Source organism: Gemmatimonadaceae bacterium, from assembly GCA_036003045.1.
Lineage (GTDB): Bacteria > Gemmatimonadota > Gemmatimonadetes > Gemmatimonadales > Gemmatimonadaceae > JAQBQB01.
The window spans coordinates 15,235-40,189 of record DASYSS010000015.1 but is presented as its reverse complement, the minus strand read 5'-3'; the positions used below and the strand labels follow the sequence as shown (position 1 = coordinate 40,189).

Annotated in this window: 27 protein-coding genes; 1 reads left to right on the top strand and 26 read right to left on the bottom strand. The window is 66.5% G+C overall.

Going from position 1 to position 24,955, the window contains the following annotated elements:
• Genes nuoD through ndhC form a run of 4 tightly spaced genes read right to left on the bottom strand, consistent with a single transcriptional unit; the run spans position 1 to position 3,038 of the window.
• Positions 1–1,314, bottom strand: a complete 1,314-nt coding sequence (gene nuoD / locus VGQ44_02005; protein HEV8445556.1) for an NADH dehydrogenase (quinone) subunit D — start codon at positions 1,312–1,314, stop codon at positions 1–3.
• A gap of 1 nt (position 1,315) precedes the next feature.
• Positions 1,316–2,026, bottom strand: coding sequence for an NADH-quinone oxidoreductase subunit C (locus VGQ44_02000; protein HEV8445555.1), 711 nt, complete (start codon positions 2,024–2,026; stop codon positions 1,316–1,318).
• The gene (nuoB, locus tag VGQ44_01995) at positions 2,023–2,643 is read right to left on the bottom strand and encodes an NADH-quinone oxidoreductase subunit NuoB (GenBank protein HEV8445554.1); all 621 of its coding nucleotides are present in this window, start codon (positions 2,641–2,643) and stop codon (positions 2,023–2,025) included. Before nuoB ends, VGQ44_02000 begins: the two co-directional genes overlap by 4 nt.
• The gene (ndhC, locus tag VGQ44_01990) at positions 2,634–3,038 is read right to left on the bottom strand and encodes an NADH-quinone oxidoreductase subunit A (protein ID HEV8445553.1); all 405 of its coding nucleotides are present in this window, start codon (positions 3,036–3,038) and stop codon (positions 2,634–2,636) included. Before ndhC ends, nuoB begins: the two co-directional genes overlap by 10 nt.
• A 269-nt stretch (positions 3,039–3,307) precedes the next feature.
• Between ndhC and dcd the strand changes: the two genes are divergently transcribed.
• Entirely contained in the window at positions 3,308–3,862 is a 555-nt protein-coding gene (dcd, locus tag VGQ44_01985; GenBank protein ID HEV8445552.1) for a dCTP deaminase, read from the top strand.
• A 57-nt stretch (positions 3,863–3,919) separates the two neighbouring features.
• Here the strand turns inward: dcd and VGQ44_01980 are convergent, their stop codons facing one another.
• The 22 genes from VGQ44_01980 to radA all read right to left on the bottom strand — a co-directional run bounded on the left by VGQ44_01980 (position 3,920) and on the right by radA (position 24,710).
• Positions 3,920–4,831 carry a hypothetical protein gene (locus VGQ44_01980; GenBank protein HEV8445551.1) on the bottom strand — a complete coding sequence of 304 codons (912 nt, stop codon included), beginning with the start codon at positions 4,829–4,831 and terminating at the stop codon, positions 3,920–3,922.
• Between the two features lie 104 nt (positions 4,832–4,935).
• Positions 4,936–7,053, bottom strand: coding sequence for a hypothetical protein (locus VGQ44_01975; GenBank protein ID HEV8445550.1), 2,118 nt, complete (start codon positions 7,051–7,053; stop codon positions 4,936–4,938).
• A complete protein-coding gene (locus tag VGQ44_01970) occupies positions 6,968–8,572 on the bottom strand; it encodes an NAD(P)/FAD-dependent oxidoreductase (protein ID HEV8445549.1) in 1,605 nt (534 codons plus the stop codon). The genes VGQ44_01975 and VGQ44_01970 overlap by 86 nt, the downstream gene beginning before the upstream one ends.
• Positions 8,544–9,317 carry a succinate dehydrogenase/fumarate reductase iron-sulfur subunit gene (locus VGQ44_01965; protein HEV8445548.1) on the bottom strand — a complete coding sequence of 258 codons (774 nt, stop codon included), beginning with the start codon at positions 9,315–9,317 and terminating at the stop codon, positions 8,544–8,546. The genes VGQ44_01970 and VGQ44_01965 overlap by 29 nt, the downstream gene beginning before the upstream one ends.
• Before the next feature lie 17 nt (positions 9,318–9,334).
• Positions 9,335–11,254 (bottom strand): fumarate reductase/succinate dehydrogenase flavoprotein subunit, encoded by a 1,920-nt coding sequence (locus VGQ44_01960; GenBank protein HEV8445547.1) that lies wholly within the window; start codon positions 11,252–11,254, stop codon positions 9,335–9,337.
• A 7-nt stretch (positions 11,255–11,261) separates the two neighbouring features.
• Positions 11,262–11,942 carry a succinate dehydrogenase cytochrome b subunit gene (locus VGQ44_01955; protein ID HEV8445546.1) on the bottom strand — a complete coding sequence of 227 codons (681 nt, stop codon included), beginning with the start codon at positions 11,940–11,942 and terminating at the stop codon, positions 11,262–11,264.
• A 27-nt stretch (positions 11,943–11,969) separates the two neighbouring features.
• Positions 11,970–12,899 (bottom strand): malate dehydrogenase, encoded by a 930-nt coding sequence (mdh, locus tag VGQ44_01950; GenBank protein HEV8445545.1) that lies wholly within the window; start codon positions 12,897–12,899, stop codon positions 11,970–11,972.
• Between the two features lie 69 nt (positions 12,900–12,968).
• The gene (gene moaA, locus VGQ44_01945) at positions 12,969–13,955 is read right to left on the bottom strand and encodes a GTP 3',8-cyclase MoaA (GenBank protein ID HEV8445544.1); all 987 of its coding nucleotides are present in this window, start codon (positions 13,953–13,955) and stop codon (positions 12,969–12,971) included.
• A complete protein-coding gene (locus VGQ44_01940; protein HEV8445543.1) occupies positions 13,955–14,398 on the bottom strand; it encodes a molybdenum cofactor biosynthesis protein MoaE in 444 nt (147 codons plus the stop codon). Before VGQ44_01940 ends, moaA begins: the two co-directional genes overlap by 1 nt.
• Positions 14,398–14,640, bottom strand: coding sequence for a MoaD/ThiS family protein (locus VGQ44_01935; GenBank protein ID HEV8445542.1), 243 nt, complete (start codon positions 14,638–14,640; stop codon positions 14,398–14,400). Before VGQ44_01935 ends, VGQ44_01940 begins: the two co-directional genes overlap by 1 nt.
• A gap of 124 nt (positions 14,641–14,764) precedes the next feature.
• On the bottom strand, positions 14,765–15,106 hold the full coding sequence (locus VGQ44_01930) for an HU family DNA-binding protein (protein ID HEV8445541.1): 342 nt from the start codon (positions 15,104–15,106) through the stop codon (positions 14,765–14,767).
• 74 nt (positions 15,107–15,180) lie between these two features.
• The gene (gene carA, locus VGQ44_01925) at positions 15,181–16,332 is read right to left on the bottom strand and encodes a glutamine-hydrolyzing carbamoyl-phosphate synthase small subunit (GenBank protein HEV8445540.1); all 1,152 of its coding nucleotides are present in this window, start codon (positions 16,330–16,332) and stop codon (positions 15,181–15,183) included.
• Between the two features lie 7 nt (positions 16,333–16,339).
• A complete protein-coding gene (gene secG / locus VGQ44_01920; GenBank protein HEV8445539.1) occupies positions 16,340–16,813 on the bottom strand; it encodes a preprotein translocase subunit SecG in 474 nt (157 codons plus the stop codon).
• Positions 16,814–16,874: 61 nt separating this feature from the next.
• Positions 16,875–17,624: a triose-phosphate isomerase gene (gene tpiA, locus VGQ44_01915; GenBank protein HEV8445538.1), complete on the bottom strand. Its 750-nt coding sequence runs from the start codon at positions 17,622–17,624 to the stop codon at positions 16,875–16,877.
• On the bottom strand, positions 17,625–18,821 hold the full coding sequence (locus tag VGQ44_01910; protein HEV8445537.1) for a phosphoglycerate kinase: 1,197 nt from the start codon (positions 18,819–18,821) through the stop codon (positions 17,625–17,627).
• Between the two features lie 2 nt (positions 18,822–18,823).
• A complete protein-coding gene (gene gap / locus VGQ44_01905) occupies positions 18,824–19,834 on the bottom strand; it encodes a type I glyceraldehyde-3-phosphate dehydrogenase (GenBank protein ID HEV8445536.1) in 1,011 nt (336 codons plus the stop codon).
• Positions 19,835–19,853: 19 nt separating this feature from the next.
• Entirely contained in the window at positions 19,854–20,675 is an 822-nt protein-coding gene (locus VGQ44_01900; GenBank protein HEV8445535.1) for a double zinc ribbon domain-containing protein, read from the bottom strand.
• Positions 20,618–21,436, bottom strand: coding sequence for a shikimate dehydrogenase (gene aroE / locus VGQ44_01895; protein ID HEV8445534.1), 819 nt, complete (start codon positions 21,434–21,436; stop codon positions 20,618–20,620). Before aroE ends, VGQ44_01900 begins: the two co-directional genes overlap by 58 nt.
• On the bottom strand, positions 21,436–21,906 hold the full coding sequence (locus tag VGQ44_01890) for a low molecular weight protein arginine phosphatase (protein ID HEV8445533.1): 471 nt from the start codon (positions 21,904–21,906) through the stop codon (positions 21,436–21,438). Before VGQ44_01890 ends, aroE begins: the two co-directional genes overlap by 1 nt.
• A gap of 4 nt (positions 21,907–21,910) precedes the next feature.
• On the bottom strand, positions 21,911–22,582 hold the full coding sequence (locus VGQ44_01885; protein HEV8445532.1) for an L-threonylcarbamoyladenylate synthase: 672 nt from the start codon (positions 22,580–22,582) through the stop codon (positions 21,911–21,913).
• Positions 22,579–23,319, bottom strand: a complete 741-nt coding sequence (gene ispD, locus VGQ44_01880; protein ID HEV8445531.1) for a 2-C-methyl-D-erythritol 4-phosphate cytidylyltransferase — start codon at positions 23,317–23,319, stop codon at positions 22,579–22,581. Before ispD ends, VGQ44_01885 begins: the two co-directional genes overlap by 4 nt.
• Positions 23,316–24,710: a DNA repair protein RadA gene (radA, locus tag VGQ44_01875; protein ID HEV8445530.1), complete on the bottom strand. Its 1,395-nt coding sequence runs from the start codon at positions 24,708–24,710 to the stop codon at positions 23,316–23,318. The genes ispD and radA overlap by 4 nt, the downstream gene beginning before the upstream one ends.
• Positions 24,711–24,955 lie beyond the last annotated feature (245 nt).

Sequence of the window (24,955 nt, the reverse complement as noted above, 5' to 3'; positions counted from 1 at the left end):
TCACCGGTCGATCTCCCCCATCACGATGTCGATCGACGCGTTGATCGCGATGACGTCGGAGAGCAGATGCCCCTCGACCATGCGCGGAATCGCCGAGAGGTTCACGAACGACGGGGGACGGATTCGCCAGCGGACGGGCTTGGGCGTCCCGTCAGAGACCATATAGTACCCCTTCTCTCCCTTCGGGCTCTCGAGCGCGACGTAGCATTCGCCGATCGGCGGACGCGGGCCTTCCATGACCTGCTTGAAATGGTGGATCATCGACTCCATGTCGCTGGTCGCCTTGCTCTTCGGCGGCAGGATGACGCGGTGGTCGTCCACGTTCACCGGTCCGTCCGGAAGCCGGCCGATCGCCTGCGTGAGAATCCGCGTCGATTGCCGCAGCTCTTCCATGCGAACCAGGAAGCGGTCGTACACGTCGCCGTTCGTGCCGACGGGGACGTCGAAGTCGTACGTCTCGTAGTCGAGGTACGGGAAATCCCGGCGCACGTCGAACGCGACGCCCGATGCGCGGACCATCGGGCCGGACAACCCGTAGTTGACCGCTTCCTCGGCCGACATCACGCCGAGGCCCACCGTGCGCCCGACCCAGATGCCGTTGCGCGTGATGACGCGGTCGATCTCGTCGACGACGCGCGGGAATTCCTTCGTGAAGGCCGTGAGCTGCTCGATCCAATTGTCCGGGATGTCGGCGCCCATGCCGCCGACGCGCGTGAGCGTCGTCGTGAGCCGGGCGCCGATCCACGCCTCGAGCATCTCGTAGATCTTCTCGCGCTGTTGGAACGCCCACAGAAACGGCGTATATGCGCCGATGTCGATGCAGGTCGTGCCCAGCCACACGAGGTGCGACATGATGCGCGACAGCTCGCACGCCATGACCCGCAGAACCTTGCACCGCTCGGTGATCTCGATGCCGAAGAGCCGCTCCGCGCCGAGGGAGAAGGCGACGTTGTTCCCCGGCGAATTCAGATAATCCTCACGATCCGTCCAGGGGATGATCTGATTGTACTGGCGGTACTCGCCGATCTTCTCGAAGCCGCAGTGCAGGTAGCCGACGTGCGGGATGCAGCGCACCACCGTCTCGCCGTCGAGCTCGAGCACCAGCCGGAGCACGCCGTGCGTCGCGGGGTGCTGCGGCCCGATGTTGATGAGCATGTGCTCACCCTCGAGATCCGGCTCCATCGTGGGCGGCTCGGCCACCGCGACGGTGTTGCCGGCTTCGTCCACGGCGAGCGGGACGCGGCGCGGGCGACCCTGCGCGTCCAGCCCGGTCGTCGACAACTCGACGTCGATCGTGCGTTTCGTCGTCGCCATCTTACTCGCCCGTCCGCTCGCCGGACGTGAGACGCCGCCGCATGTCGGCCGGCAGATCTTCGAGCGCCTGCGCGATGGTCAGCTCGTCCTTCGAGTAGCGCGCTTCCGGGTTCGCCGCCAGCGCCTGGCGAAGCTGTTCCGAGCGGCTGAACCGGCCGCGCAGCGGGAAGTCCTTTCGCAACGGATACCCTTCCTTGTACTGCTCCCACATCAGGATGCGGCGCAGGTCCGGGTGGCCGGTGAACTCGATGCCGAACATGTCGTAGCACTCGCGCTCGAGCCAATCGGCGGATTTGTACACGTCCCACACGCTGGGCACGGCCAACGTCGCGCCGCGAGGAATCGCCACCTTCACGCGGAGAAAGCGGCGAAACGGCAGCGACCGCAGATGCCACACGACTTCGAGCGGCCGCTCGAGATCCCGGTACTCCACCGCGGTGACGTCCGAGAGGTAGTCGTAGCGCTGCCCTTCGTCGTCGTGCAGCCACTGGATGACGTCGTGGACGCTCGACTGGTCGACGACGACCGTCGTCTCACCCCACACGACGTCGACACGCGTGACGACGTCGCCGAATTGCGCGCGCGCCGCGTCGGCCGACGGATTCGGATGCGTGCCGGTGCGGGCGACCTTGCGCGGCGTCGTCGGCGAGGGCGCTCCGGCGACGAGCGCGCTTCCAGCCACGACCGGCTTGAAGGAACCGTTTCCGCTCACAGGCCGGATCGCGTCTGTTGAACCGAGTTGCCGAACGGCTCGGACACCTCGTCGATCTCCGACGGGGCGATGAACAGTTGGCTTTCCGGATCCGGCTCCATCTCGTCGCGCAGCGAGCGATCGGCCATGCGCTCCTTTTCCACTTTCTTCTGCAGCATCATGATGCCGTAGAGGAGCCCTTCCGGCCTCGGCGGGCAGCCCGGGACGTAGACGTCGACCGGGATGATCGTGTCGATGCCCTGGACCACCGCGTAGTTGTCGAACATGCCCCCGCTCGACGCGCACGCGCCCATCGAGATGCACCACTTGGGCTGCGGCATCTGCTGCCAGATTCGCCGCAGCACCGGCGCGAGCTTGAACGGCACGCGTCCGGCGCAGATCAAGAGGTCGGCTTGGCGGGGCGAGAAGGCCTGCCGCTCCATGCCGAATCGCGCGAGGTCGTACTTGCTCGCCGCGGTCGCCATGAATTCGATCGCGCAGCACGCGGTGCCGAACGGCATCGGCCAAAGCGAGTTTTTACGACCCCAGTTGATGAACGCATCCAGACGCGTGGTGACCCACGGCTCTTCGCTGGTGGTCTGGATCAACTTGGGTTCGGGACGCGGACTCAATCCCATTGCAGCGCTCCTTTCTTCCACACGTACACGAAGCCCACGAGCAGGATGATCATGAACACGATCATCTCAGCGAGGCCGAACAACGAGACGTGCCCCGCCGGGCACGCGTTGTCGGCGAGTGGAACCGTGCACGACAGTTGGCGGAAGTACGCGCCCCACGGAATCATGAAGACCGTTTCGATGTCGAAGATGATGAAGAGCACCGCCACCATGTAGAACTTCACGGAGAAGCGCTCGTGCGCGTCGCCGAGGGGCGGCATTCCCGACTCGTACGGGGTCTGCTTGACCGGAGTGGGCCGCGGACGAAGAGTGAGGTGGGAGAGGCCCAGCATCAGCACCGCGTTCGCGATGACGAAGCCGAGTAAGAGCAGGACTGGGAAGTACGTACGAAGCATCGATCTCCCACTTCGTGAAAACTTTCACTAAGTCCAGCCGCGGAAAGTTATCCGTCGTCTGAGAGTGGGTCAACGGCGCGCACATCCGTGCACGACACGTTGCTCGGCATTTCGTGGCGTGGCGTGGCGTGGCGTGGCGCGCCGCGCTTGGCGCGGTGAACGAGCGCGAATAGACTTCCGCGCGCCGCGGCTGTGTTTGCCCGCGCGCTTCCCCGACCCCCGACCCGTACGACTCCCGAGCTCAACCACTTCGACCGGATGCCCGCCCGATGACGATCATGTCGGACCGCTGGATCACCCGCATGGCCCACGAGCACCGCATGATCGAGCCCTTCGAAGGCCGTCAGGTGCGTCAAGGGGTCGTCTCGTACGGCGTCAGCTCGTACGGCTACGACATGCGCGTGGCGCGCGAGTTCAGGATCTTCACGAACGTCCTGAGCTCGATCGTGGATCCCAAGGCGTTCGACCCGAAATCGTTCGTCGAGTTCGAGGGCGACATCTGCATCGTTCCGCCGAACTCGTTCGCACTGGCGCGCTCGGTGGAGTATTTCAGGATCCCGCGAAACATTCTCACGGTCACGGTCGGCAAGTCGACCTACGCGCGCTGCGGGATCATCACGAACGTCACGCCCTTCGAGCCCGAGTGGGAAGGCTTTGTGACGCTCGAGATCTCGAACACCACGCCCCTGCCCGCCAAGATCTACGCGAACGAAGGCATCGCGCAGGTGCTCTTCTTCCGCGGCGAAGAGGAGCCGGAAGTCTCGTACAAGGACAAGGGCGGAAAATACCAGAGCCAGGTCGGAGTGACGCTGCCGAAGTTGTAGGTGGACCGGTGGACCGGAGTCTGTCGTACCGGCCTCCCGGCTTACCGGCTTACGGGCCTACCGCTCTCCGTGCTGACCCATGAGCATCGCGACGAATCGCTCCATCCGCTCCTTTCCCGCCGGCGTGAGGGCGCTGTCGTAGTACGCGGTCTGCATCGCGTCCCACTGCGCGGCCAAACGCTCGGCGACGCGATCCCATTCCGCTGAATTCTTCGCCTTCTCCGCGGCGAGCAACTGCGGGATCAGCGCTCGCACCGAATCGCGTCGCGCGACGAGCACGGCGCGCACCGCGGGGCGCGACTCGAGATTGGCGAAGATCGCGGCCGTGTCGATCACCTCGGACAGCGCCAACGACGCGCGACGCACGCGCGAGCTGAACGCAGCATCGCGCATGCGCGACGCGTCGGGCGCGTCGAGCCCCGCGGCCCAGAACGGGAGGTTTGGGTTCGTCCCCGCGAACGGCCCGTCGGGCGACGGCACGAACCACACGTGCAACATCACGAGCGTCTGTCCCGGCGGCGCGAGGTTCTGATGCTCGTGCCACGGCGGCGAGCCGTCGAACAAGTGCGGCCGCGTCGAATCGGCGACCGGGGCGAAGTACGCCCACGCCGCACCGACCAGCGAGTCTTTTCCGCCGATTCTTGAAAACATCAGATTGTCCGGTGCGGTGACGTCGCTCTGCTTGTCCTTGACCATGCGCGACCGGTCGACCCAGTGCACGCCCATCGTCGGTATCCAGCCGAACACCGGCTGGTAGCCCGCGCTCGTCGCCGCGGCCGACGTGCCGAGCGAGCTGGTAGCCTTGGCGACGCCGGCGATTTCCTTCTGCGCCTTGGACGACACGGCCGTGGAGTGATCCATGGCGGCCATGTCGTGACCGGACATTTGTGCGAGGGCCGGCGCAGCAGCGGAAGAGACGACCACGGCGAAGCCGATGGCGCGCAAGGCGGCGAATCGAGTCGATGACATCACGGAAAAGCTCCCTGTTCCGAGGGGTTCTCCCTGTCTTACGGCCGCGCGCGCAAAAGGTTCACGAGCGTCGAAACGCCCGCTCTCACCCGCCGCGACGGTCTTTAATATGGCGAGACCGTCGCCCGGAGTCTCCCGCGCCCCACCGGGTGCAGCGAAAGACGATACCAACGTCGGTCGCCGAACCGCGCGCGGAGGGCCTCGTTCCGGGCGCCGAGGTCGGCCGCATAGACGACGTCGCCGCCGATGCGGCCGTCGGCCCCGATCTCCTCGAGCGGCAGCGCCGGGCCGAACGGCGCTCCGCCCCACTTTCGGTCTCCATCCAGCTCGGCCTGGCACTCTGGCGTGAGCGAGGCGCGGGACGCGAGACGCACCTGGGGCCCGGCGCTCGAGCCCTGTTGTTCGGGTTCGCGCGAACGCGGCAGCGGGATGACCGCCGCACGGACGCGCGCTGCGCGTGTGTCGAGCGCGACCGAGTCGTCCTCGACGCGCCGGAGCGCGGTGAGGATCGAACACGCGTCGCTGCGAGCGATGAGTTGCGCGGCGTCGCTTCGCGTCATGCCGATCCCCCAGAGGCGGCGCGCCAGGCGCATCGTGAAGGGCTCGCGGAGAAACACGAGCGCGTGGTGCGCGTTTGCTTCCTTCACCGCGCCGGCGATGTCCACCTTGAGTGTCTGTCGCGCGCTACGCGCCTGCGCCGCGAGGCCGAGCACGCTGAACGGCAGCCGCGGGATGAGCCACGCGATCGCCAGACAGGCGAATATCGCCCCGACGGTTCCGCGCAACATCCGGCGATCGAATCGTTCGGCGAGCACGAACGGCGTCCGCGCGACGAGGACGACGAGCGCCGGCATCGCCGTGTAGAGAAACCGCGGGCCGAGGAACTCGCCTTCTCCCCAGTACGCGGTGTACGCGGCGAGCTGCATGCCGACGACGGCGAGCATCAGCCCGTCCCATCGCGACAGTCGACGCATCGCGAACAGCGCGACGATCAGAATCAGCATGGCCGGCACCGGCCACGCGAGCAGGAACACGTTCAATTCGCCGAGATACGACGTCGTCAGATCGAGCCCGTGGGCGAGCGTGTGCGTGTTTCCGTACGGATCGGCGTGAAAGCCCATGCGGTGTCCCGCTCCCCACAACACGTCGTAGCCGAATCGCCACATGCTGCCCGTCGTCGCGTGATTCGCGACGAGCAACGGCATCGCGCCGAGAATGCCTCCGCCGATCTGCCCCGGCACGTCGCGCCACTTCGCGGGCCGCGTCCAGGCGACGGAAACTTGAAAGAGGCCGACCGCGAGCGCGACGGCCACCGCGTCGAGCGGGCGGATGGTCGCGATGAGCCCGAGCACGCCGCCGATGGCGACGGCCAGCCACAAGGAGCGCGTGGGCGACGTCGCGCCATCCCACGCGACCAACAGCGCGAGCGCCGCCGCCGTCAGACAGAGGACCGGAACGTGGTTCATCCACGTTCCAGCCAGAATGAGCACCATCGGCGCCGCGACGAAGAGCGCCGCGATCGCGCGCCCCTGCATCTCGCCGTACGCTCGCCGCGCGAACCAATACAGGAGCAGCGTCGCGGCGCCGAGGAGCACCGGATTCACGAGCCACGGCGCGCCGACGAGCGCGCCGGGAACCATCGCGAGCGGTCCGCCGATCGGAAACTGCGAGTACCATCGGCCGACGTCCACCACCGTTTCCAATCCAAAAAACTCGCGGTTCGGATCGACGGGCAGCGAGAGATGCCCGTGCATGAGAATCTTCGCCTGCCAGAGCTGGGCGATTTCGTCGGGCGTGCTCGCCGATTTCTCGAATGCAAATCGAGCGAAGAAGAGACTGAGCCCCGTCGCCGCCGCGGCGACGATGACACCGAAGACGACGGGCCGTGCGCGTGTGAGGACCCGGCCGGCCCACGCGGGAAGATCGACCTCGCGGTCGCCGCCGGTCAGCGCCGCACCGACGAACACGGCCGCCACGACGAGTCCACCGAACAGCCAGTAGGCAAGGACCTCGTCGGGGTAACGACTTCCCGTGAGCGCGAACGGCGCGACGCAGGCGACGGCGAGCAAGGCGGCGCTCGCACGCGCGAGAGTGGACCCGCCGCCGAGCGAGGCGGCCGCGTCGTCGCGCCGGCGCTTACGCGCCGCCCGCCTTCCCTGCGCCGCTCTCTTTTCCCTCGGCGAGCGGTCGTGCGCGGATCGCTTGCGGAACGAGTCTTTCACCTGTGGCCCCTCCGAGAGTGGCTGCTTCCAGGTACTCGGCTTCCTCGTTCACCGCCCACACGTCGTAGAGCGTCGTGCCCGCGATGATGTTTCGCGCCGTCAACATCCCGGTCATCATCGCGTGATCTTGATTGTTGTACTTGTGCATCCCGTTGCGCCCGACAAAGTGCATCCCGGGATATGAATGAGCAATCTCGCGGCGGATCCGAGCCACGCGGTCCGCGTAGTCGCCGTCGTATACGGGATACGCCTTCCGAGCGCGGACCACGCAACCGTCCACGACGTCTTCGTGTCGACCGAGACCGATGCGCGCCAACTCGTCCGTCGCCGCGGCGATGACCTCCGCGTCGGGCTTCGACCAAAGCTCGTCGCCCTCGAAGCAGAAGTACTCCATACCGAAACAGCAGAGCGACGGGTCCGGGACGAGGTCGGGCGACCAGGATTTGAAAATCTGAATGCGCCCGACGCGCACCGACGGATCGTGGACGTAAATCCAGTTGTCGGGAAGATTCGCCCGCTCTTTCATGATCAACGCGACGGCCATGAAGTCGCGGTATCGCAGTCCGCGCGCCGCCTCGCGCGCGGCCGCCGGCGCGGGTGGTTCGATCGATTCGACGATCTCGCGCATCGGCGCCGACGACACGACGTCGCTCGCGCGAAATACCTCCTCGGCGCCGGCGTCGGTGCGCGCCGTGACTTCCCAAGCGCCTTCGCCGGCGTCGAACCGGCACCGCACGACGCGGCGTCCCATGAGCACCGCGTTTCCCCCTCCCTGCGCGACGATCGCGTCGCGGCAGGCCTCCCACATCATGCCGGGGCCGAGCCGCGGATAGCGGAACGACTCGATGAGCGTTCGAACCGAGTTGTCGCCGTTTTCGCGCCGGAATATCGCGCGGCGAATCGTCGTCGCCATCGAAAGGCCCTTGATGCGCTGCGCCGCCCAGTCGGCGGAGATCTCGCTGCACTTCATGCCCCACACCTTCTCGGTGTAGGTCTTGAAGAACATGCGATACAGCCGCCAGCCAAACTGATTCGAGACCCAGTCCTCGAACGAGCGCGGGTCTTTCACGGGAAAGAGGCTGGCCTTGAGGTACGAGAGCGCGCACAGCGCCGCCTCGACCGGGCCGAGGTTTCTGAGGGCGTTCCCGGCGCGCACGGGATACGCGAAGAACTTGCCGTTGTAGTAGATCCGCGAGAGCCGCGGACGCTCGAGCATCTCGTGGCCGAGAAGCTCGGTCCACAGCGCCTCGACCTCCGGCGACTTGGAGAAGAAGCGGTGCCCCCCGATGTCGAAGCGGAAACCCTTGTACGCGACGGTTCTCGAAAGGCCGCCGACGTAGTCGCGGTCCGCCTCGAGGACGACCACGTCGTGCCCGGCCTTACCGAGCAGGTACGCGGTCGTTAGGCCGGCGGGGCCGGCGCCGATGACTAAGGTCGTTCGGTGCGGGCGCTCTCGGTCCACTCTCGCACCGACGGAATTCTCGTCACGGTCATCCGGTCCCTCCGAGCACGCGCTCATCGCGGTGCGACATCGTGGCGATCATGTAATCGCGGTTCATCCGCGCGATCGTGTCGATGCTGATCTCTTTCGGGCACGCCTCCTGGCATTCGCCGTAGAACGTGCAGTGCCCGAAGCCTTCCTCGTCCATCTGTGCCACCATCCGAAGCGCGCGACGCCGGCGTTCCGGTTGGCCCTGCGGGAGGAGCCCAAGATGCGAAATTTTCGCGGCCGTGAACAGGGATGCCGAGCCGTTCGGGCAAGCGGCGACGCACGCTCCGCAGCCGATGCAGGCCGCGGCGTCCATCGCGGCGTCGGCCTCGTGCTTGGGAACGAGAATGTTGTTGGCGTCCTGCGCGGCGCCGGTCGGCGCCGTGACGAACCCGCCCGCGGCGATGATCCGGTCGAAGGCGGCGCGATTCACGACGAGGTCCTTGATGACCGGGAACGCCCGCGAGCGCCACGGCTCGACGTGGATCGTCGCGCCGTCGGCGAAGCTCCGCATGTGGAGCTGGCAGGTCGCCGTGCCCTTCATCGGCCCGTGCGCGACGCCGTTGATCATCATGCCGCACGAGCCGCAGATGCCCTCGCGGCAATCGTGATCGAAGGCGATCGGCTGCTCCCCCTTGCCGACGAGCGTTTCGTTGACCACGTCGAGCATCTCGAGGAACGACATGTCGGGGCTGACGTCGTCGGTCTCGTAGCGTTGCATCGCGCCGGACGCGTCGGGGCCGGCCTGCCGCCACACGAAGAGAGTTACGTGCATGGAAAGACGCGCGCCTCCTATTTGTACGAACGTTGCGAGAGGTGCACGTTCTCGAACACGAGCGGCTCCTTGCGCAGCACGGGCGGTTTCCCCGCCCCCGCGTAGTCCCACGACGCCACGTACGCGAATTCATCGTCGTTGCGAAGCGCTTCACCGTCCGCCGTCTGATGCTCGACGCGGAAGTGCGCGCCGCACGACTCCTCGCGATCGAGCGCGTCGAGGCACATGAGCTCCGCGAGCTCGAGGAAGTCGGCGACGCGCCCCGCGTACTCGAGAGACTGGTTGAGCTCCGCGCCCGTGCCCGGGACGCGGACGTCGTGCCAGAACTCCTCGCGCAGCCTCGGAATTTCGACGAGCGCCTTCGCGAGGCCGGCCTTGTCGCGCGACATGCCGCAGTACTCCCACATCAGCTTCCCGAGCTCGCGGTGAATGGACATCACCGTACGCGATCCGTTGATCGCGAGCAGTCGCGCCGTGCGTTCGCGAACCGCCTCCTCCGTCGCCCGCACGTCGGGATGGTCCTCGGCGACGCGCTCGAGCTTCGTCGAGCCGAGGTAGTCGCCGATCGTCAGCGGCACGATGAAATAGCCGTCGGCCAGCCCCTGCATCAGCGCGCTCGCGCCCAGCCGGTTCGCGCCGTGGTCGGAGAAGTTGGCTTCACCGATCACGTGCAGTCCGGGAACGTTGCTCATCAGGTTGTAGTCCACCCAGAGGCCGCCCATCGTGTAGTGCACGGCCGGGTAGATGCGCATCGGTACTTCGTACGGATTCTCGTCGGTGATGCGCTGGTACATCTCGAAGAGATTCCCGTAGCGCTCCCCGATGGTCTTGCGGCCGAGGCGCGTGATCGCGTCGGCGAAGTCGAGGTAGACGCCTCGACCGCCGGGCCCCACGCCGCGTCCCTCGTCGCAGACTTCTTTCGCGGCGCGCGACGCGATGTCGCGCGGCGACAGGTTGCCGAACGCCGGATACTTTCGCTCGAGGTAGTAGTCGCGATCCGATTCGGGAATCTGATTCGGCGGCTTGGCGCAATCTTCCTGTCGCTTGGGCACCCAGACCCGGCCGTCGTTGCGCAGCGATTCGCTCATCAGCGTCAGCTTCGACTGATGTTCGCCGCTCACCGGGATGCACGTCGGGTGAATCTGCGTATAGCACGGATTCGCGAATGCGGCCCCGCGCTTGTACGCGCGCCAGATCGCGGTGACGTTCGATCCCTTCGCGTTCGTCGACAGGAAGTAGACGTTGCCGTATCCGCCCGTGCCGAGGATGACGTCGTCGGCGAGGTGCGTCTCGATCGCGCCGCTGACCATGTCGCGTGTCACGATGCCGCGCGCCCGACCATTCACGACGACGAGGTCCAGCATCTCCGTGCGCGGAAACATCGTCACGCCGCCTTTGGCGATTTCCTTCTCGAGCGCCTGGTACGCACCCAGCAACAGCTGCTGACCCGTCTGGCCGCGGGCGTAAAAAGTCCGCGAGACCTGCGCGCCGCCAAACGAACGATTGGCGAGCAGCCCACCGTACTCGCGCGCGAACGGCACGCCCTGCGCCACGCACTGGTCGATGATGTTCACGCTCACTTCGGCGAGGCGGTACACGTTCGCCTCACGGGATCGAAAGTCGCCGCCCTTGATCGTGTCGTAAAACAAGCGGAAAACACTGTCGCCGTCGTTCTGGTAGTTCTTGGCCGCGTTGATGCCGCCCTGCGCGGCGATGCTATGCGCGCGGCGCGGCGAGTCCTGGAAACAGAAACAGCGCACGTTGTACCCCAGTTCGCTCAACGACGCCGCGGCCGACGCGCCGGCCAGCCCCGACCCGACGACGATCACGGTGTGTTTCCGCTTGTTCGCGGGATTGACCAGCTTCATCTCCGCGCGGTGCCGCTCCCACTTCCGCTCGAGGGGCCCCGGAGGAACCTTGGCGTTCAGCTCGGCCATCGATGCCTCAATGAATCACGCCGGCGATGACGCCGAGCGGCAGAAGGCTGAAGCCGAGCCAGACGGCCACCGCGACGACGAGCGCGATGCGGCGGCGAAGCGGATGCTCGGAGGATTTCGCCCAGCCGAGTGTGCGGACCGAGCTCCACGCGCCGTGATACAGGTGCAGTCCGAGGGCGATCATCGCCACCAGGTAGAACGCCGAGACCCACCACACGTGAAAGCTCGCGACGATGTTGCCGTACACGTCGTGGTCGCCGCGGACGTCGATCATGCCGGCGGCGTGTCCCGGGTCGAACGTCTCGGTCGTGAAATGCAGAATGTGAAATACGATGAAGACGAGGATCAGCACGCCGCCCCACTTCATGGTGCGTGCGGCGAGCGTGGAAACCTGCGGCTCGCGATGTTGGTAGCCGATGGGCCGCGCGGCCGTCGAGCGCACCGTCAGCTGATACGCCATCATCACGTGCAAGACGACGGCGACGATGAGCACGATCCGCAACACCCACAACAACTCGTTGAGCGGCCCGTGCAACATCGCGCTGTACGCATTCAACTTCGCCGCGCCTTGGAACGCCTGGAGATTGCCGGCGACATGGAGGATCACGAAGCCGATGCCGATCAGCCCCGTGACCCCCATGATGATCTTCTTTCCGATCGTCGAACGATAAAACGCGCTTACGGACATCTCGTTCCGGCTGGCGGCTGAACGACCCTACAGTTTCACGGTGCGCATCGGTTCCCGGACCGCTTCGGCGCTCTTGGCCAACGCGGTGCGCTCGTCGGCGGTGAGCTCGACCTCGATAACCTTCTGCAGGCCGCCGCGTCCGAGCTTGCACGGCACGCCCAGGAAGAGCCCCTTCATGCCGTACTCGCCCTCGAGCCACGCCGCGCAGGGAAGAATGCGGCGCTGGTCATTGACGATCGCCTCGGCCATCTGTACCGCGCCGGCCGATGGCGCGTAATACGCCGAGCCGGTCTTCAAGTGCTTCACGATCTCGGCGCCGCCGTTGCGCGTGCGGTCGACGATCGCGTCGAGCTTCGCCTTGTCGATGAGCTGCGTGACGGGAATGCCGCTGACCGTCGTGTACGAAATGAGCGGCACCATCGTGTCGCCGTGGCCGCCGAGCACCATCGCCTGGATGTCGCGCACCGAAACGTCGAGCGCTTCGGCGAGAAACCCGCGATAGCGCGCCGTGTCGAGCACGCCCGCCATCCCGATGACTCGCTCGCGCGGGAAGCCCGTGACTTCCTTCGCGACGTAGCACATCACGTCGAGCGGGTTCGAGACGACGATGACGATCGCGCTCGGCGACGTCGCCTTGATCTGCTCGGCGACTTGTTTGACGATGCCGGCGTTGGTGTTGAGCAGGTCGTCGCGCGACATGCCCGGTTTGCGCGCGATCCCGGCGGTGATGATGACGACGTCCGAGCCGGCCGTTTCGTCGTAGCCGTTGGTGCCGATGATGCGCGAATCGAAGCCCTCGATCGGCGCCGACTGCCACTGGTCCAGCCCCTTCCCCTGCGGAATTCCCTCCACGACGTCGACCATCACGACGGTGTTCGCCAGCTCTTTCTCCGCCACACGCTGCGCGGTCGTCGCGCCCACGTTCCCGGCGCCGACGACCGTAATCTTGTTGACCATGTCAGTGAGTGATTTCGCTGTGAGGTGAGTACCCAACAACGAAAGTTAAGACGCCCCGCTCGGCGGCGCTCAGCCGCCGACTTGCGAGAGCGCGCGCAATCCGCCGACGCGCATCTGAAGCAGCTCGTGCTCCTTCGGTTTGTTGGCGAGCGCGTCGCGGAAGATCGGCTCGAGCGGCTGCCCGGCGCGCAGCGGCGTGCGCAAATCCACTTCGTGGTCGCCGAACAGACACGTGCGAAGACGGCCGTCGGCGGTGAGGCGCACCTTGTTGCACGACGCGCAGTACGTGTGCGTCATCGGTGTGATGACGCCGATCGTTCCGGCCGCGCCGGGCCAGCTGTAGTAGGCCGCGGGACCGTTGCCGCGCGCCGGCCCCGACGCCGGCGTGAGCGGCGCGACCACGCTCAGCCGGGCGAGAATCTCGTCGCTCGGCACGATGTGCTCCCAGGTCAGCTCACGCATGTCGCCGACCGGCATCAACTCGATGAACCGGACGTGCCACGCATGCTCGAGCGTCAGACGAGCGAGATCTTCAATCTCGTCGTCATTGATGCCGCGCATCACGACCATGTTCAACTTGATCGGGTCGAGACCAGCGTCCTGCGCGGCCAGCGCCGAGCGAACCGGATCAAACCCGAGGTTGCGCCGGGCGATCGTCGCGACCCGCTCCGGACGCAGGCTGTCGACGCTCATGTTCACCCGGTCGAGCCCGCAATCGCGAAGCGTCTGAGCAATTTCGGGAAGTCGCACGCCGTTCGTGGAGATCGCGATGTCCTCGATCTCGGGAACAGCCCGCAGCATGCGAACCAACTCGTGGATCTGTGGGCGGATGGTCGGCTCGCCGCCGGTGATGCGCAGCCGGCGCAGACCGAGCGGCGCGAGCTGGCGGACGATCCCTGTAATCTCTTCGTACGAGAGGATGTCGGACTTCGGCAGCCACGCCAGCCCTTCCTGCGGCATGCAGTAAAGGCACCGGAAGTTGCACCGGTCCGTGACGGAGATGCGGAGATACTCGATGCTCCGCCCGAACTGGTCGACCGACCGCTGCGCGGACATCAGCGTGCCGCCTCCGCGACGGCCCGACGCGCCGTGGGGTCGACCCACTCGCGCGTTCCGTCGGCGTAATGCTCGCATTTCCAGATCGGCACGCGCCGCTTGATCTGCTCGATCACGTAGCGGCTCGCATCGTACGCGGCGCCTCGGTGAGGATGAGCGACGGCAATCGCCACGCTCACTTCGCCGATTTCGAGCGTTCCCACCCGATGCTCGACGACGATGTCCGGCGTGCCGAACTCTCCGGTCGCCTCGGCGACGATCGCCGCCAACTCGCGCTCCGCCATCGAGCGGTAGGCAGAGTACTCGATGCCGGTGACCGAGCGCCCGTCGTTCGTCTCGCGGACCGTTCCCAGGAACAGCACCGTCGCTCCGTTTCGGTCGTGCGCGACCTCGGCGGTCAGCGCCGCGGGATCGATGACGTGATCGACGATCGCGCTCCGCATCAGCCCCCCGCGACCGGAGGAATGATGGCCACCTCGTCACCCGCCGCTAAACGACGATCGGACTTGGCGTACTCCTCGTTCACGGCGACCATCGGCTCCGCGGGTAGTCGCGCCGAACCCGCCATCGCGCGGACGCGACGAACGACGTCCCCGACGGTGTAACTGTCCGGGACATCGATTGGCATTCTGCGCTCACCGAGTGCGTCGGCGTACGACGCGAAGAGCAACACGGTCACTGTCATTGTCGAGCAGGCATCTCCGAACGAGAAAACCGATATCGTAGCTTAGCGACCTAAACGACCGGAGACGACAACGGCCCGACGCAATCGTTGCGTCGAGCCGCGCGAAGTCCCCACAGCGAAGTGCTTATGCCTCCGTCATTTCCTCTTCGTCGGCGTCCATCTCGTCGACTGGAAGTCCGGCGACCATCGCGCGCAATTCTTTCGAGGGCTTGAACACCGGAACCGGCCGTGCGGACACTTCGACAGGCGAGCCCGTCCGCGGATTTCTCGCCATCCGCGTCTTGCGGTGGCGGATCTTGAACGTTCCGAAGCCGCGAACTTCAATGTTCTTCTGCGCTTGCAGTGCTTCCTTGATCGAGTCGAGAAACGCGTCCACGACTCGAGCACAATCTTTCTTTGAGATCATCGGCCCAGCGGTGCGTGAAATCTGGGCTGTGACCCGTTCGACCAGGTCGGCTTTGGTCATTGAAAAGCCTCGGTGTGCTGACGCCCGTGGGGTGGCGGAGACAGACCGAACTTATCGCCGTTAACTCTTGTGTGTCAAGAGTTTGGACCACCTGAGCCCGTAGCGGGGCCGGCGTGGGAACGGACCGTTTCAAGGAACTCGTCGAACAGCGGCCTGGCGTCGTGCGGTCCGGGTGCCGCCTCGGGGTGGTACTGAACGGCAAAGATGGGCTTGTTTCGATGCCGCAGACCCTCGACCGTCCCGTCGTTCAAGTTGACGTGGGTCAATTCGAGCTCCGGGGCCCCCGGGATCCCCGCATTCGAGCCCTCGACGGCGAAACCGTGGTTCTGGGAGGTGATGAGGACCCGTCCGGTGGCTAGCTCTTTCACCGGGTGATTTCCGCCGCGGTGACCGTACGGCATCTTCACCGTTTGGGCGCCGTAGGTGAGACCCAGGATCTGGTGCCCCAGGCAGATCCCGAAAATCGGCACGCCGGAGTCGGCGATCTGCCGCACGGTCTCGGGTGCGTAGTCCACGGCCGCGGGGTCTCCCGGTCCGTTCGATAGAAAGACGCCGTTCGGCTCGAGCTGGAGCGCCTCGTCGGCCGAGGTCTTCGCCGGCACGACCGTGACGCGGCATCCGTGCTCCTCGAAGAGCCGCAAGATGTTGCGCTTGATGCCGAAGTCGTACGCGACGATGTGGTACGGCGCGTCGGCCTTGCCCCAGTCGTAGCGATCCGGCGTCGACACGACCGACGCGAGATCGAGCCCTTCCATCGGCGGACATGAGTCGAGCGCGAGCAATGCTTCGCGAGTCGGCTGACTGCCACGAGCGACGACGCCACGCATGACACCCGCGCTACGCAGATGCCGCGTCAGCCGTCGCGTATCGACGCCCTCGAGGGCCGGCACGCCCGCGCGCTCGAGCCACGAAAGGAGATCGCCGTCGGCGCGCCAATTCGAATAGCTGCGCGACAGCTCGCGCACCACTACGCCCGCGATCTGCGGTCGCGCGGATTCGGGATCGTCGGAGTTCACGCCGTAGTTGCCGATCATGGGCGCGGTCATCACGACGATCTGCCCGCGATACGACGGATCGGTGAACACCTCCTGGTAGCCGCTCATGTTGGTCGTGAACACGACCTCGGCGACCGTCGGCGCTTCACTTGACGCGGCCAACTCACCAGAAAAAAGGGTTCCGTCTTCGAGAAGAAGGAACCCCGGGGTGTTGCTCGAAGAACGCTTCACCGCGTGCTCACGGCTTTTTCGGCGCCGGCTTTGGTGTCGTCGGGGCCGGCGTCTTGGTGCTGGGAGTCGTCGTCGTCGGCTTGGCACCGCCTGGTGCGGCGGGTGCGGCATTCGTCGGCGCCGGATTCGCGGGCGTCAGACCCGGAACCGCGTTCGCGCCGCCAGCCGGTGCATTCACCGGAGCCGGCGCCGTCACGGGAGCGGGTTGGAACGTCTGGTCGAGGACCGACTTGGGTGCGCGGCTGCGAGTCGACGCAATCGCGAGCAGGAATGACAGTCCGAGGAACAGGCCGCCGCACCACCAGCTCGCCTTGGTGAGCAGGTTGCCGGCTTGGCGCGTGCCCATGAAGGAGCTCGCCGAACTGCTCACGCCGCCGAACGACGCGGCCATGCCGCCGCCCTGGCCCGATTGAAGAAGAATCGCGGCGACCAGCAGGACGCTGTCGAGGATCAGCAGGATGAGAAGGAACGTGTACAACATGTTCGGCTGCTCGATATGACGGAGTGTAAGCCTAAAATATCACGACACTTAGCGCTGTGCGTCAAGTGCCGCAGATGAGCGCCCAGTCGTCGACCTTGAGGCTCGCGCCGCCGACGAGCAGACCGTCCACATTCTTCGCCGCGAGTAGCGCGGCGGCGTTCCCCGTGCTGACGCTGCCGCCGTACAGAATGGGAATCGCCCCCGCCGCCGCGCCGACGCGGGTCTCGAGCGCCTTCCGAATCTCGGCGTGAACCACTGACGCATCGCCGGGCGTCGCCGTCTTTCCCGTGCCGATCGCCCAGACCGGCTCGTACGCGACGGCCATGGATCCGATCGCGGCGGACGAAAGTTTTGCGAGTCCCGCCTTCAGCTGGCGCAACACGACGGACTCGGTCTCGCCGGCCTGCCGCTGCTCGAGCAATTCGCCGACGCAAAGGATTGGCGTCAGCTGACTGCGTTCCGCGGCCGCGCATTTGAGCGCGGCCTGTTCGTCTGTCTCGCCGAAGACGTGGCGCCGCTCCGAGTGGCCGACGAGGACGAATCGCGCGCCCGCGTCGCGTGCCATCGGTGCCGAGTTTTCGCCGGTGAACGCGCCCCTGTCCTCCGTCCAGATGTTCTGCACGCCGACGCCGATGTCCGACCGCGACGAAAGCGCCTCGACCACCGTGGAGACCGAAAGCGCCGGAGGGAACAGCAGCACGGTGCGGTCGGCATGCGGTGACCATTTCGCGGTGAACTCGGCGACGAACGCACGCGCCGCGCTCGGGCCGTGGTTCATCTTCCAGTTCGCCGCGAAGACCGGGCGCTGCATTCAGATTCTGTCGTCGAGCGCGGCGACTCCGGGCAACGTCTTCCCTTCCAAAAACTCGAGCGACGCTCCGCCGCCCGTCGAGACGTGGCTCATCGCCGCCTCGAGACCGAGACCCGCGACGGCCGCCGCCGAGTCACCACCGCCAACGATCGTCGTCGCGCCGAGTTGCGTCGCCGTCGCCATCGCCTCGGCGACCGCACGCGTCCCCGCGTCGAACGGTTTGGTCTCGAAGACGCCCATCGGTCCGTTCCACAGAACCGTCTTCGCGCCTTCCATGATCCCCGCGAACTGACCCGCGGACTCCGGCCCGATGTCGAACATCGCCTCATCGGCGGGGATCGCCTTGTACGAGACGGCGTGCGCGGATTGCGCTGCGTCGAGCGACGTCGCGACGAGCGCGTCCGACGGGAGCAGCAGCTTCGCGCCGGCGCGGTCGAGCAGATCCTTGGCCATCTCCACGCGATCGTTCTCGACGAGCGACTTTCCGACCTCGAGTCCCATCGCCTTGTAGAACGTGCACGCCATCGCGCCGCCGATCACGAGCCGGTCGACGCGCGGCAGCAGCTGTTCGATGACGTCGATTTTCCCCGAGATCTTGGCGCCGCCAAGGACCGCGACGAACGGACGGCCCGGATTGCTCAACGCGGCGCCGAGATAGTCGAGCTCGCGTTGCATCAGCAGGCCGGCAACCGCCGGGTGGAGGCAGTGGGCGATCCCTTCCGTCGACGCGTGCGCCCGATGCGCGGATCCGAACGCGTCGTTCACGAAGAAGTCGCCGAGTTCGGCGAGCTCGCGGCAAACGTTCTCGTCGTTCTTTTCTTCGCCGTCGAGAAAGCGCGTGTTCTCGAGCACGACGACGGGACACTTGGGATCGTGCGTCGCCTTCACCGCCTCGTCGGTGTCCGTGGACTCGATGAAAGTGACATGCTGTTTCGGCATCAGCTCGGCGAGCTTGCGAGCGACCGGCTCGAGCGAGTACTTCGCCTCGGGTTTTCCTTTCGGTCGTCCGAGGTGAGACAAGAGCACGACACGCGCGCCGCGGTCGAGCAGCGCTTCGATGGTGGGAAGCGCGGCGCGGATGCGCGTGTCGTCGGTCACGCGCCCTTTTTCGAGCGGGACGTTGAAGTCGACGCGGACGAGCGCGCGCCGGCCTTTCACTTCTTGGTCGGACAGATCGCGGATCGTCTTCTTGTTCATCGTCACAGGCGCGCGCCGACGTACCGGAGCAGATCGACGCAGCGCGACGCGTAGCCCCACTCGTTGTCGTACCAGCCCTGCACCTTGAGCAGCAAGCCGTCGATGACGTTCGTGCACTTCGAGTCGAAGATGCACGAGTGCGGATCGCCGATGTAGTCTGACGAGACGAGCTCTTCCTCGGTGTACGCGAGGATGCCGTTCATCGGTCCGTCGGCGGCCGCTTTGAATGCGGCGTTCACCTCGGCTACGGTCACCGGCCTCTCGACGACGACGCCGAGGTCCGTGAAGGACACATCCGGGGTCGGAACGCGGACGGAGATTCCGTCGATCTTGCCCTTGAGCTCGGGCAGAACGAGTGACGTCGCCTTGGCTGCGCCGGTGGTCGTCGGAATGATCGACATCGCCGCGGCGCGCGCGCGGCGCAGATCCTTGTGCGGGAGATCGAGCACCTGCTGGTCGTTCGTGTAGCTGTGGATCGTGACCATCGAGCCGCGAACGAAGCCGAACGCGTCCTTCACCACCTTCACCATCGGAACGAGGCAGTTGGTGGTGCACGACGCGTTCGAGATGATCGTGTGCTTCGCGGAGTCGTACTTCGACTCGTTCACTCCCATCACGATCGTGAGGTCCTCGCCCTTGGCCGGCGCGGAAATGATGACTTTTTTCGCCCCGCCGTCGATGTGCTTCTTGGCGTCGGCGGCGTTGGTGAAGCGCCCGGTCGATTCGAGCACCAGCTCGACACCGAGATCTTTCCACGGGAGCGCCGCCGGATCCTTGTGAGCGAACACCTGGACCTCGCGGCCGTCGACGCTGATCGAACCATCCTCGGCGCACACGTCGCCGGGATAGGTGCGGTGGACGGAGTCGTACTTGAACAGATGGGCCAGCGTTTTCGTGTCCGTGAGGTCGTTGACCGCCACGATCTCGATGTCCGCAACACCTTGCAGGCAGGCCGCACGCAGGACTTGTCGTCCGATGCGGCCGAAGCCGTTGATTCCAACACGAATCGCCATTCCGAACCCTCAGTGGTGGTTACAAGCGGTCGCCCAATGCCGGCGCCCTCCCGAAGGTGACAAAGCTAACGATTCTTGCCCCCCCGGCGCAGAGCGCCGCCGCGCACGCGTTCAGGGTGGCCGCGGTCGTAACGACGTCGTCGACGAGTACGACGTGCGCGCCGCGCAGCGCATCGCGCGCCGCCACCCGCGCGCTGAAGGCGCCCGTGACGTTCCGAAAGCGCTCGTCCGGCGCAAGACGCGTCTGAGTCTCGGTGTGACGAGTTCGCGTGAGGACGTCGTTCCACAGCGGAATTCGCCACGCGTCGGCCAAGCCGCGCGCCAGGCGCTCGCTCTGGTTGTACCCGCGCTCCCGCTGACGCTTCTCGGAGAGCGGTACCGGAATGATGGCGGCGCGTTCTTCGACGACGTCGCGCGGCCACTCGCATCGAGCCATGCGCGCCGACAGCTCGCCGGCGACGCGATGCCAACCGCCGTACTTGAGCGCGTGAACCACGCCGAGGCCCACGTGACCGGCGGCCCAGGCCACGCTCCGCGCCGCGCGGACGAACGGCGGCAGCAGCTCGCACCACCGGCAGGATTCGCCGTACGTCGGATGTCCGCAACGATCGCAGCGCGGCCATGGCAGCCCCGGCAACAACGCCCAACATCGTCCGCACACGAGACCACGCTCGCCATATGCGAGCGGTCGCTCGCACACGGTGCACGCGCGCGGCAACAGGAAATCGGCGATCGCGGCGGCGGCCGGCTTCACCTCGGCCGCGAGCCGATGGAGGTGCGGAGCTAGCCGCTCTCCGCGGCGCGCCGCATCGTCGCGCGATCCGGTGCTACGCCAAACCATCGCTCGAATGCCAGCGCTGCCTGCTCGACGAGCATCGCCAGTCCGTCGGCGGCGGCGAGCCCGCGCGCATGCGCCGCGCGCACGAGCCGCGTTTCACCGCGCCGGTACACGAGATCGAAGACGCGCGCTCCGTCGTGAAGAGCGGCGACGTCGAACGGAGCAGCCTCGTCGCGCATGCCGATGGACGTCGCATTGACGAGAAGATCGGCATCCGAGAGGGCTCGGGCGTCATCGATCGGTTGCGCGAACGCACCAAACCGTTCGCAGAGCGCGCGGGCGCGCGCGCCGGTTCGGTTGTAGATACGCACGGTTGCCGAGGGCCAGGATTCGGCGGCGGCGACGACCGCGGCGGCCGATCCTCCCGCGCCGAGCACGCCGACCTTCAAGTTCGGTGGAATCGCCGCGTCGTCGAACAGCCGGCGAACCGCTTCGTCCACGCCGCCCACGTCGGTGTTGTCACCCGAGAGCGCGCCGTCGTCGCCGACCCACCACGTATTCACCGCGCCGACGCGCCGCGCGATCGGTGAAAGCGTCGAGCACGCGGCGTACATCCGCTCTTTGTGCGGAATCGTGACGTTGCCGGCCGCGCCTTCGCGAGCCAGATCGACGACGGTCGAATGAAAGCGCTCCGGGGCGACGTCGAGCGCTTCGTATCGCGCGGAGATGCCGGCGGCGGCGAGCGCCGCGTTGTGCATCTGCGGTGAGCGGGAGTGGGCGACCGGATGCCCGAGCAGCACGAGTCGCTCGGGTGGACGCCGCATCAAGCCGCTCCGCTACCTCGCTCCGCGGTGATGCGGTCCAGCACTCGGCGGATCTCCTCTTCGAGCTCGTTCGCGGTCGCGCGGTAGACGTCGAGCTCCGCGCCGACCGGATCGCTGATTGGACGTACCGAAGCGCCATGCGACGCGTAGTCGGAGAGCAGATACGCGCGGCCGCTGCCGCCGAGCGCTTCGACGCGCTCGAGATGGTGCGGCCCCATCGCGAGAACGAGGTCGGCGCTCTGCACCAACTCGCGCGTGAGCGTCTGTGCCCGGTGCGCGCTGAGGTCCATGTTCCGCTCCATCCCGACGAGCAAGGCGCCGTCGCTGGCCGGCGCACCTGTTTGCGCGCTCGTGCCGGCGCTGATCGCTTCGACGTCGAGCAGGCCGCGCTCGATGGCGATCTTCCGCGCGATCGCTTCGGCCATTGGGCTGCGACACGTATTGCCGGTGCAGACGAAGAGAATCTTCATGCGCTCACACTTCTCCGATCAGATTGGGCACGCTCTCGCGAAGCGTCGCCGCCGAGATCGCCCCGGGCCGAATGACCCGCGGCCGCCGCCCGGTACAATCGAGCACCGTGGACGGCTTCGATGGCGTCAGTGTGCCGCCGTCGAGCACTCGCAATTCCCCGCGTGTCACCGCGTCGCTCCATTGCGAGAGAATCTCAGCGGCGCGCATCGCCGGGGGAACCCCCGGACGGTTGGCGCTCGTCGAGGTGATCGCCTCGCCGTGCGCGTGGATCAACCGGGTCATCGCCGCGTGACTCGTCCAGCGAACCGCGACACCCCCTTCCGGACCGCGAAGGCGATCGGGAACGCGACGCTCGCCGCCGGCGAGCACGAGCGTCAGCGGCCCAGGCCAGTGGCGCGTCACGAAATTCGCCGCGTAGGCCGGCAGGCGCAGATCGAGACGCTCGATCATCTGCGGTCCCGAAATGAGCAGCAAAAAGGGTTTTCCCGGCGGACGCTGTTTGAGCCGGACCAACGCGTCGACCGAGTCGCGATCGATGCCGCCGCCGAACCCGTAGACCGTCTCGGTCGGATACGCGAGGACTTTGCGCGCCGCGATTTGCTCCAGCGCCGGCTTGATGGCCGCTCCGACTTCGTCGGCGGACCAGAATGGGACCGAGAGTGCCTCGATTCTCATTCGGCGAGCGGAAAGAACGCCTCCGCGCGATCGAAATCAGCATCCTCGGTGATCTTCATGGCGCGCTCGCTCCCGCGCACGACTCGTACCGGCGCGCCGAGGGCCTCGCAGAGCGCCGCGTCGTCGGTCGCCGTGATCCCGTTGGCCTTGGCGTGGCGGTGCGCGCGCTCGATCACGTCGCGCGGAAAACCCTGGGGCGTCTGGGCGCGCCAGAGCCGTTCGCGATCGACGGTACTCGTGATCATTCCCCGCTCGTCGACTTGTTTCAGCGTGTCGACGACCGGGAGCGCGGCGATCGCGCTGACGCCTTCTCGAGCAGACGCGACCACGCGGTCGATCGTCGCGTCGCCGACGAGGGGACGCGCGGCGTCGTGCACGAGAACGATCGCCGCCTCGTCCGGCAGATCCTCGAGACCATTGCGCACGGACTCGGTGCGAGTCGCGCCGCCGATCGAGACCATGAGCCGATCGACGTCGCATTGGAACAACCACGGCGGCGGATCGGCGACGTGGTCGCGCGGCAGCACGACGACGACCCCGACGACGTCCGGACGCGCCATGAACGTCTGCAGGCTATGCAGCAACGCCGGCTTTCCCGCGACCCACCGAAATTGCTTCAGTTCTTTCCCTGAGGTTCGGCTGCTGCTTCCTCCGGCCACGATGACCACGCCGACGTCGCGCGTTGTCTCACCGTCTCCCCGGTGAACTGGGACCTGTGACCGCTCATTGCCGCTCATCCAAACACACGCTGAAACAAGTCGCCGATCGTTCTCACGCCGACGACCTCGATGTCTCTCGTCACCCGCTTCGGCACGGCGCGCTCGGCGAGGTAGATCCGCCGCATCCCCAGGTTCGCCGCCTCGGCGATCCGCCGCTCGGCCTGAGACACGACGCGGACCTCACCGCCGAGTCCAAGCTCGCCCGCGAAGACAGCGTCGCGCGGGAGCGCGCGATCGTACACGCTCGATGCCAGCGCGACGGCGACGGCGAGATCCCCCGCCGGCTCCTGCAATCGAATTCCGCCGACGACGTTGACGAACGTGTCCAGCTGCGCGAACGAAAGTCCCGCGCGTTTGTCGAGCACGGCGAGCAGCAGCGCGAGGCGGCGTCCGTCGAAGCCGGTGGCGACGCGCTGCGGGGTGCCGAATCCCGCCTTCGCCACGAGCGCCTGAATCTCGACGAGTACCGGCCGCGATCCTTCCAGGAGCGCGGTGAGCGCCGAACCGGACGCGGTCAGCGTGCGGTCGCCGACGAACAGCTCCGAGGGGTTCGCGACGGGATCGAGTCCCTGCTCCGTCATGCGGAAGACGCCGATCTCGTCGACGCTGCCGAAACGGTTTTTCGTCGCTCGCAACACGCGATGGTCGAGCGTACCCTCGCCCTCGAAGTAGAGAACCGTGTCGACGATGTGCTCGAGCGTCTTCGGGCCCGCGATGCCACCGCCCTTCGTCACGTGCCCGACGACGAACACCGTCGTGCCGCTCTCTTTGGCGAAGCGCATCAGCCGCGCGGCGCACTCGCGCACCTGGCCGACGTTTCCGGGAGCGCCTTCGAGATCGGTCGTGAAGACGGTCTGAATCGAGTCGACGATGAGCGCCGCCGGCGGCGCCGACGCGGCGGTCGCGAGGACCGTCTCGAGATTCGTCTCGCTCAACAGCGCGACGTCGCCGGCATTTCCGCCAAGCCGATCCGCGCGCAGCCGTACTTGCAGCGCCGATTCTTCGCCGGTGGCGTAGAGCACCGGGCGACCGGACTGCTCGAGACGCGCCGCGACTTGCAGCAGGAGCGTGGACTTTCCGATGCCCGGCTCGCCGCCGACGAGGATCATCGATCCGGGAACGATCCCACCGCCCAGCACGAAGTCGAACTCGTCGAGGTTCGTCCGCCACCGATCCGTCTGCGATCCAGCCACGTCGCGCAGTCGCGGCGCGACCGCGACGCTCCCGCCCTCCGCCAACCCGCGCGCGCCGGCTGCGCGCCGAGCGCTCGCCGTTCCGGCGACGACGCGCGGCGCAACAATCTCTTCGACGAGAGTGTTCCACTCGCCGCACTGGTCGCAGCGTCCCTGCCACTTCGAATGCTCGCCTCCGCACTCGGTGCAGCGGTAGGCGGTCTTCACCTTGGCCATGGTTCGAAGCTTAGCGAGGAACTACCGATGAGGATCGCTGCTGGGCGAGGGATGTTTGGCGAGCGGGCCTTTACGAAACGGTACTGCAACGATTTTCGCGGAAAAACCACGGATTACGCGGAAACATCAAAGGCTTCTTGGAAGAACACACGGCGGTGGAAGCGTCGCGACGAGAAAGCGAAAGCCGCGCTTCGAGCAGTTCCCAAAAGCATTTCTCCGCGGAATCCGTGGTGTTTCCGCGTAAT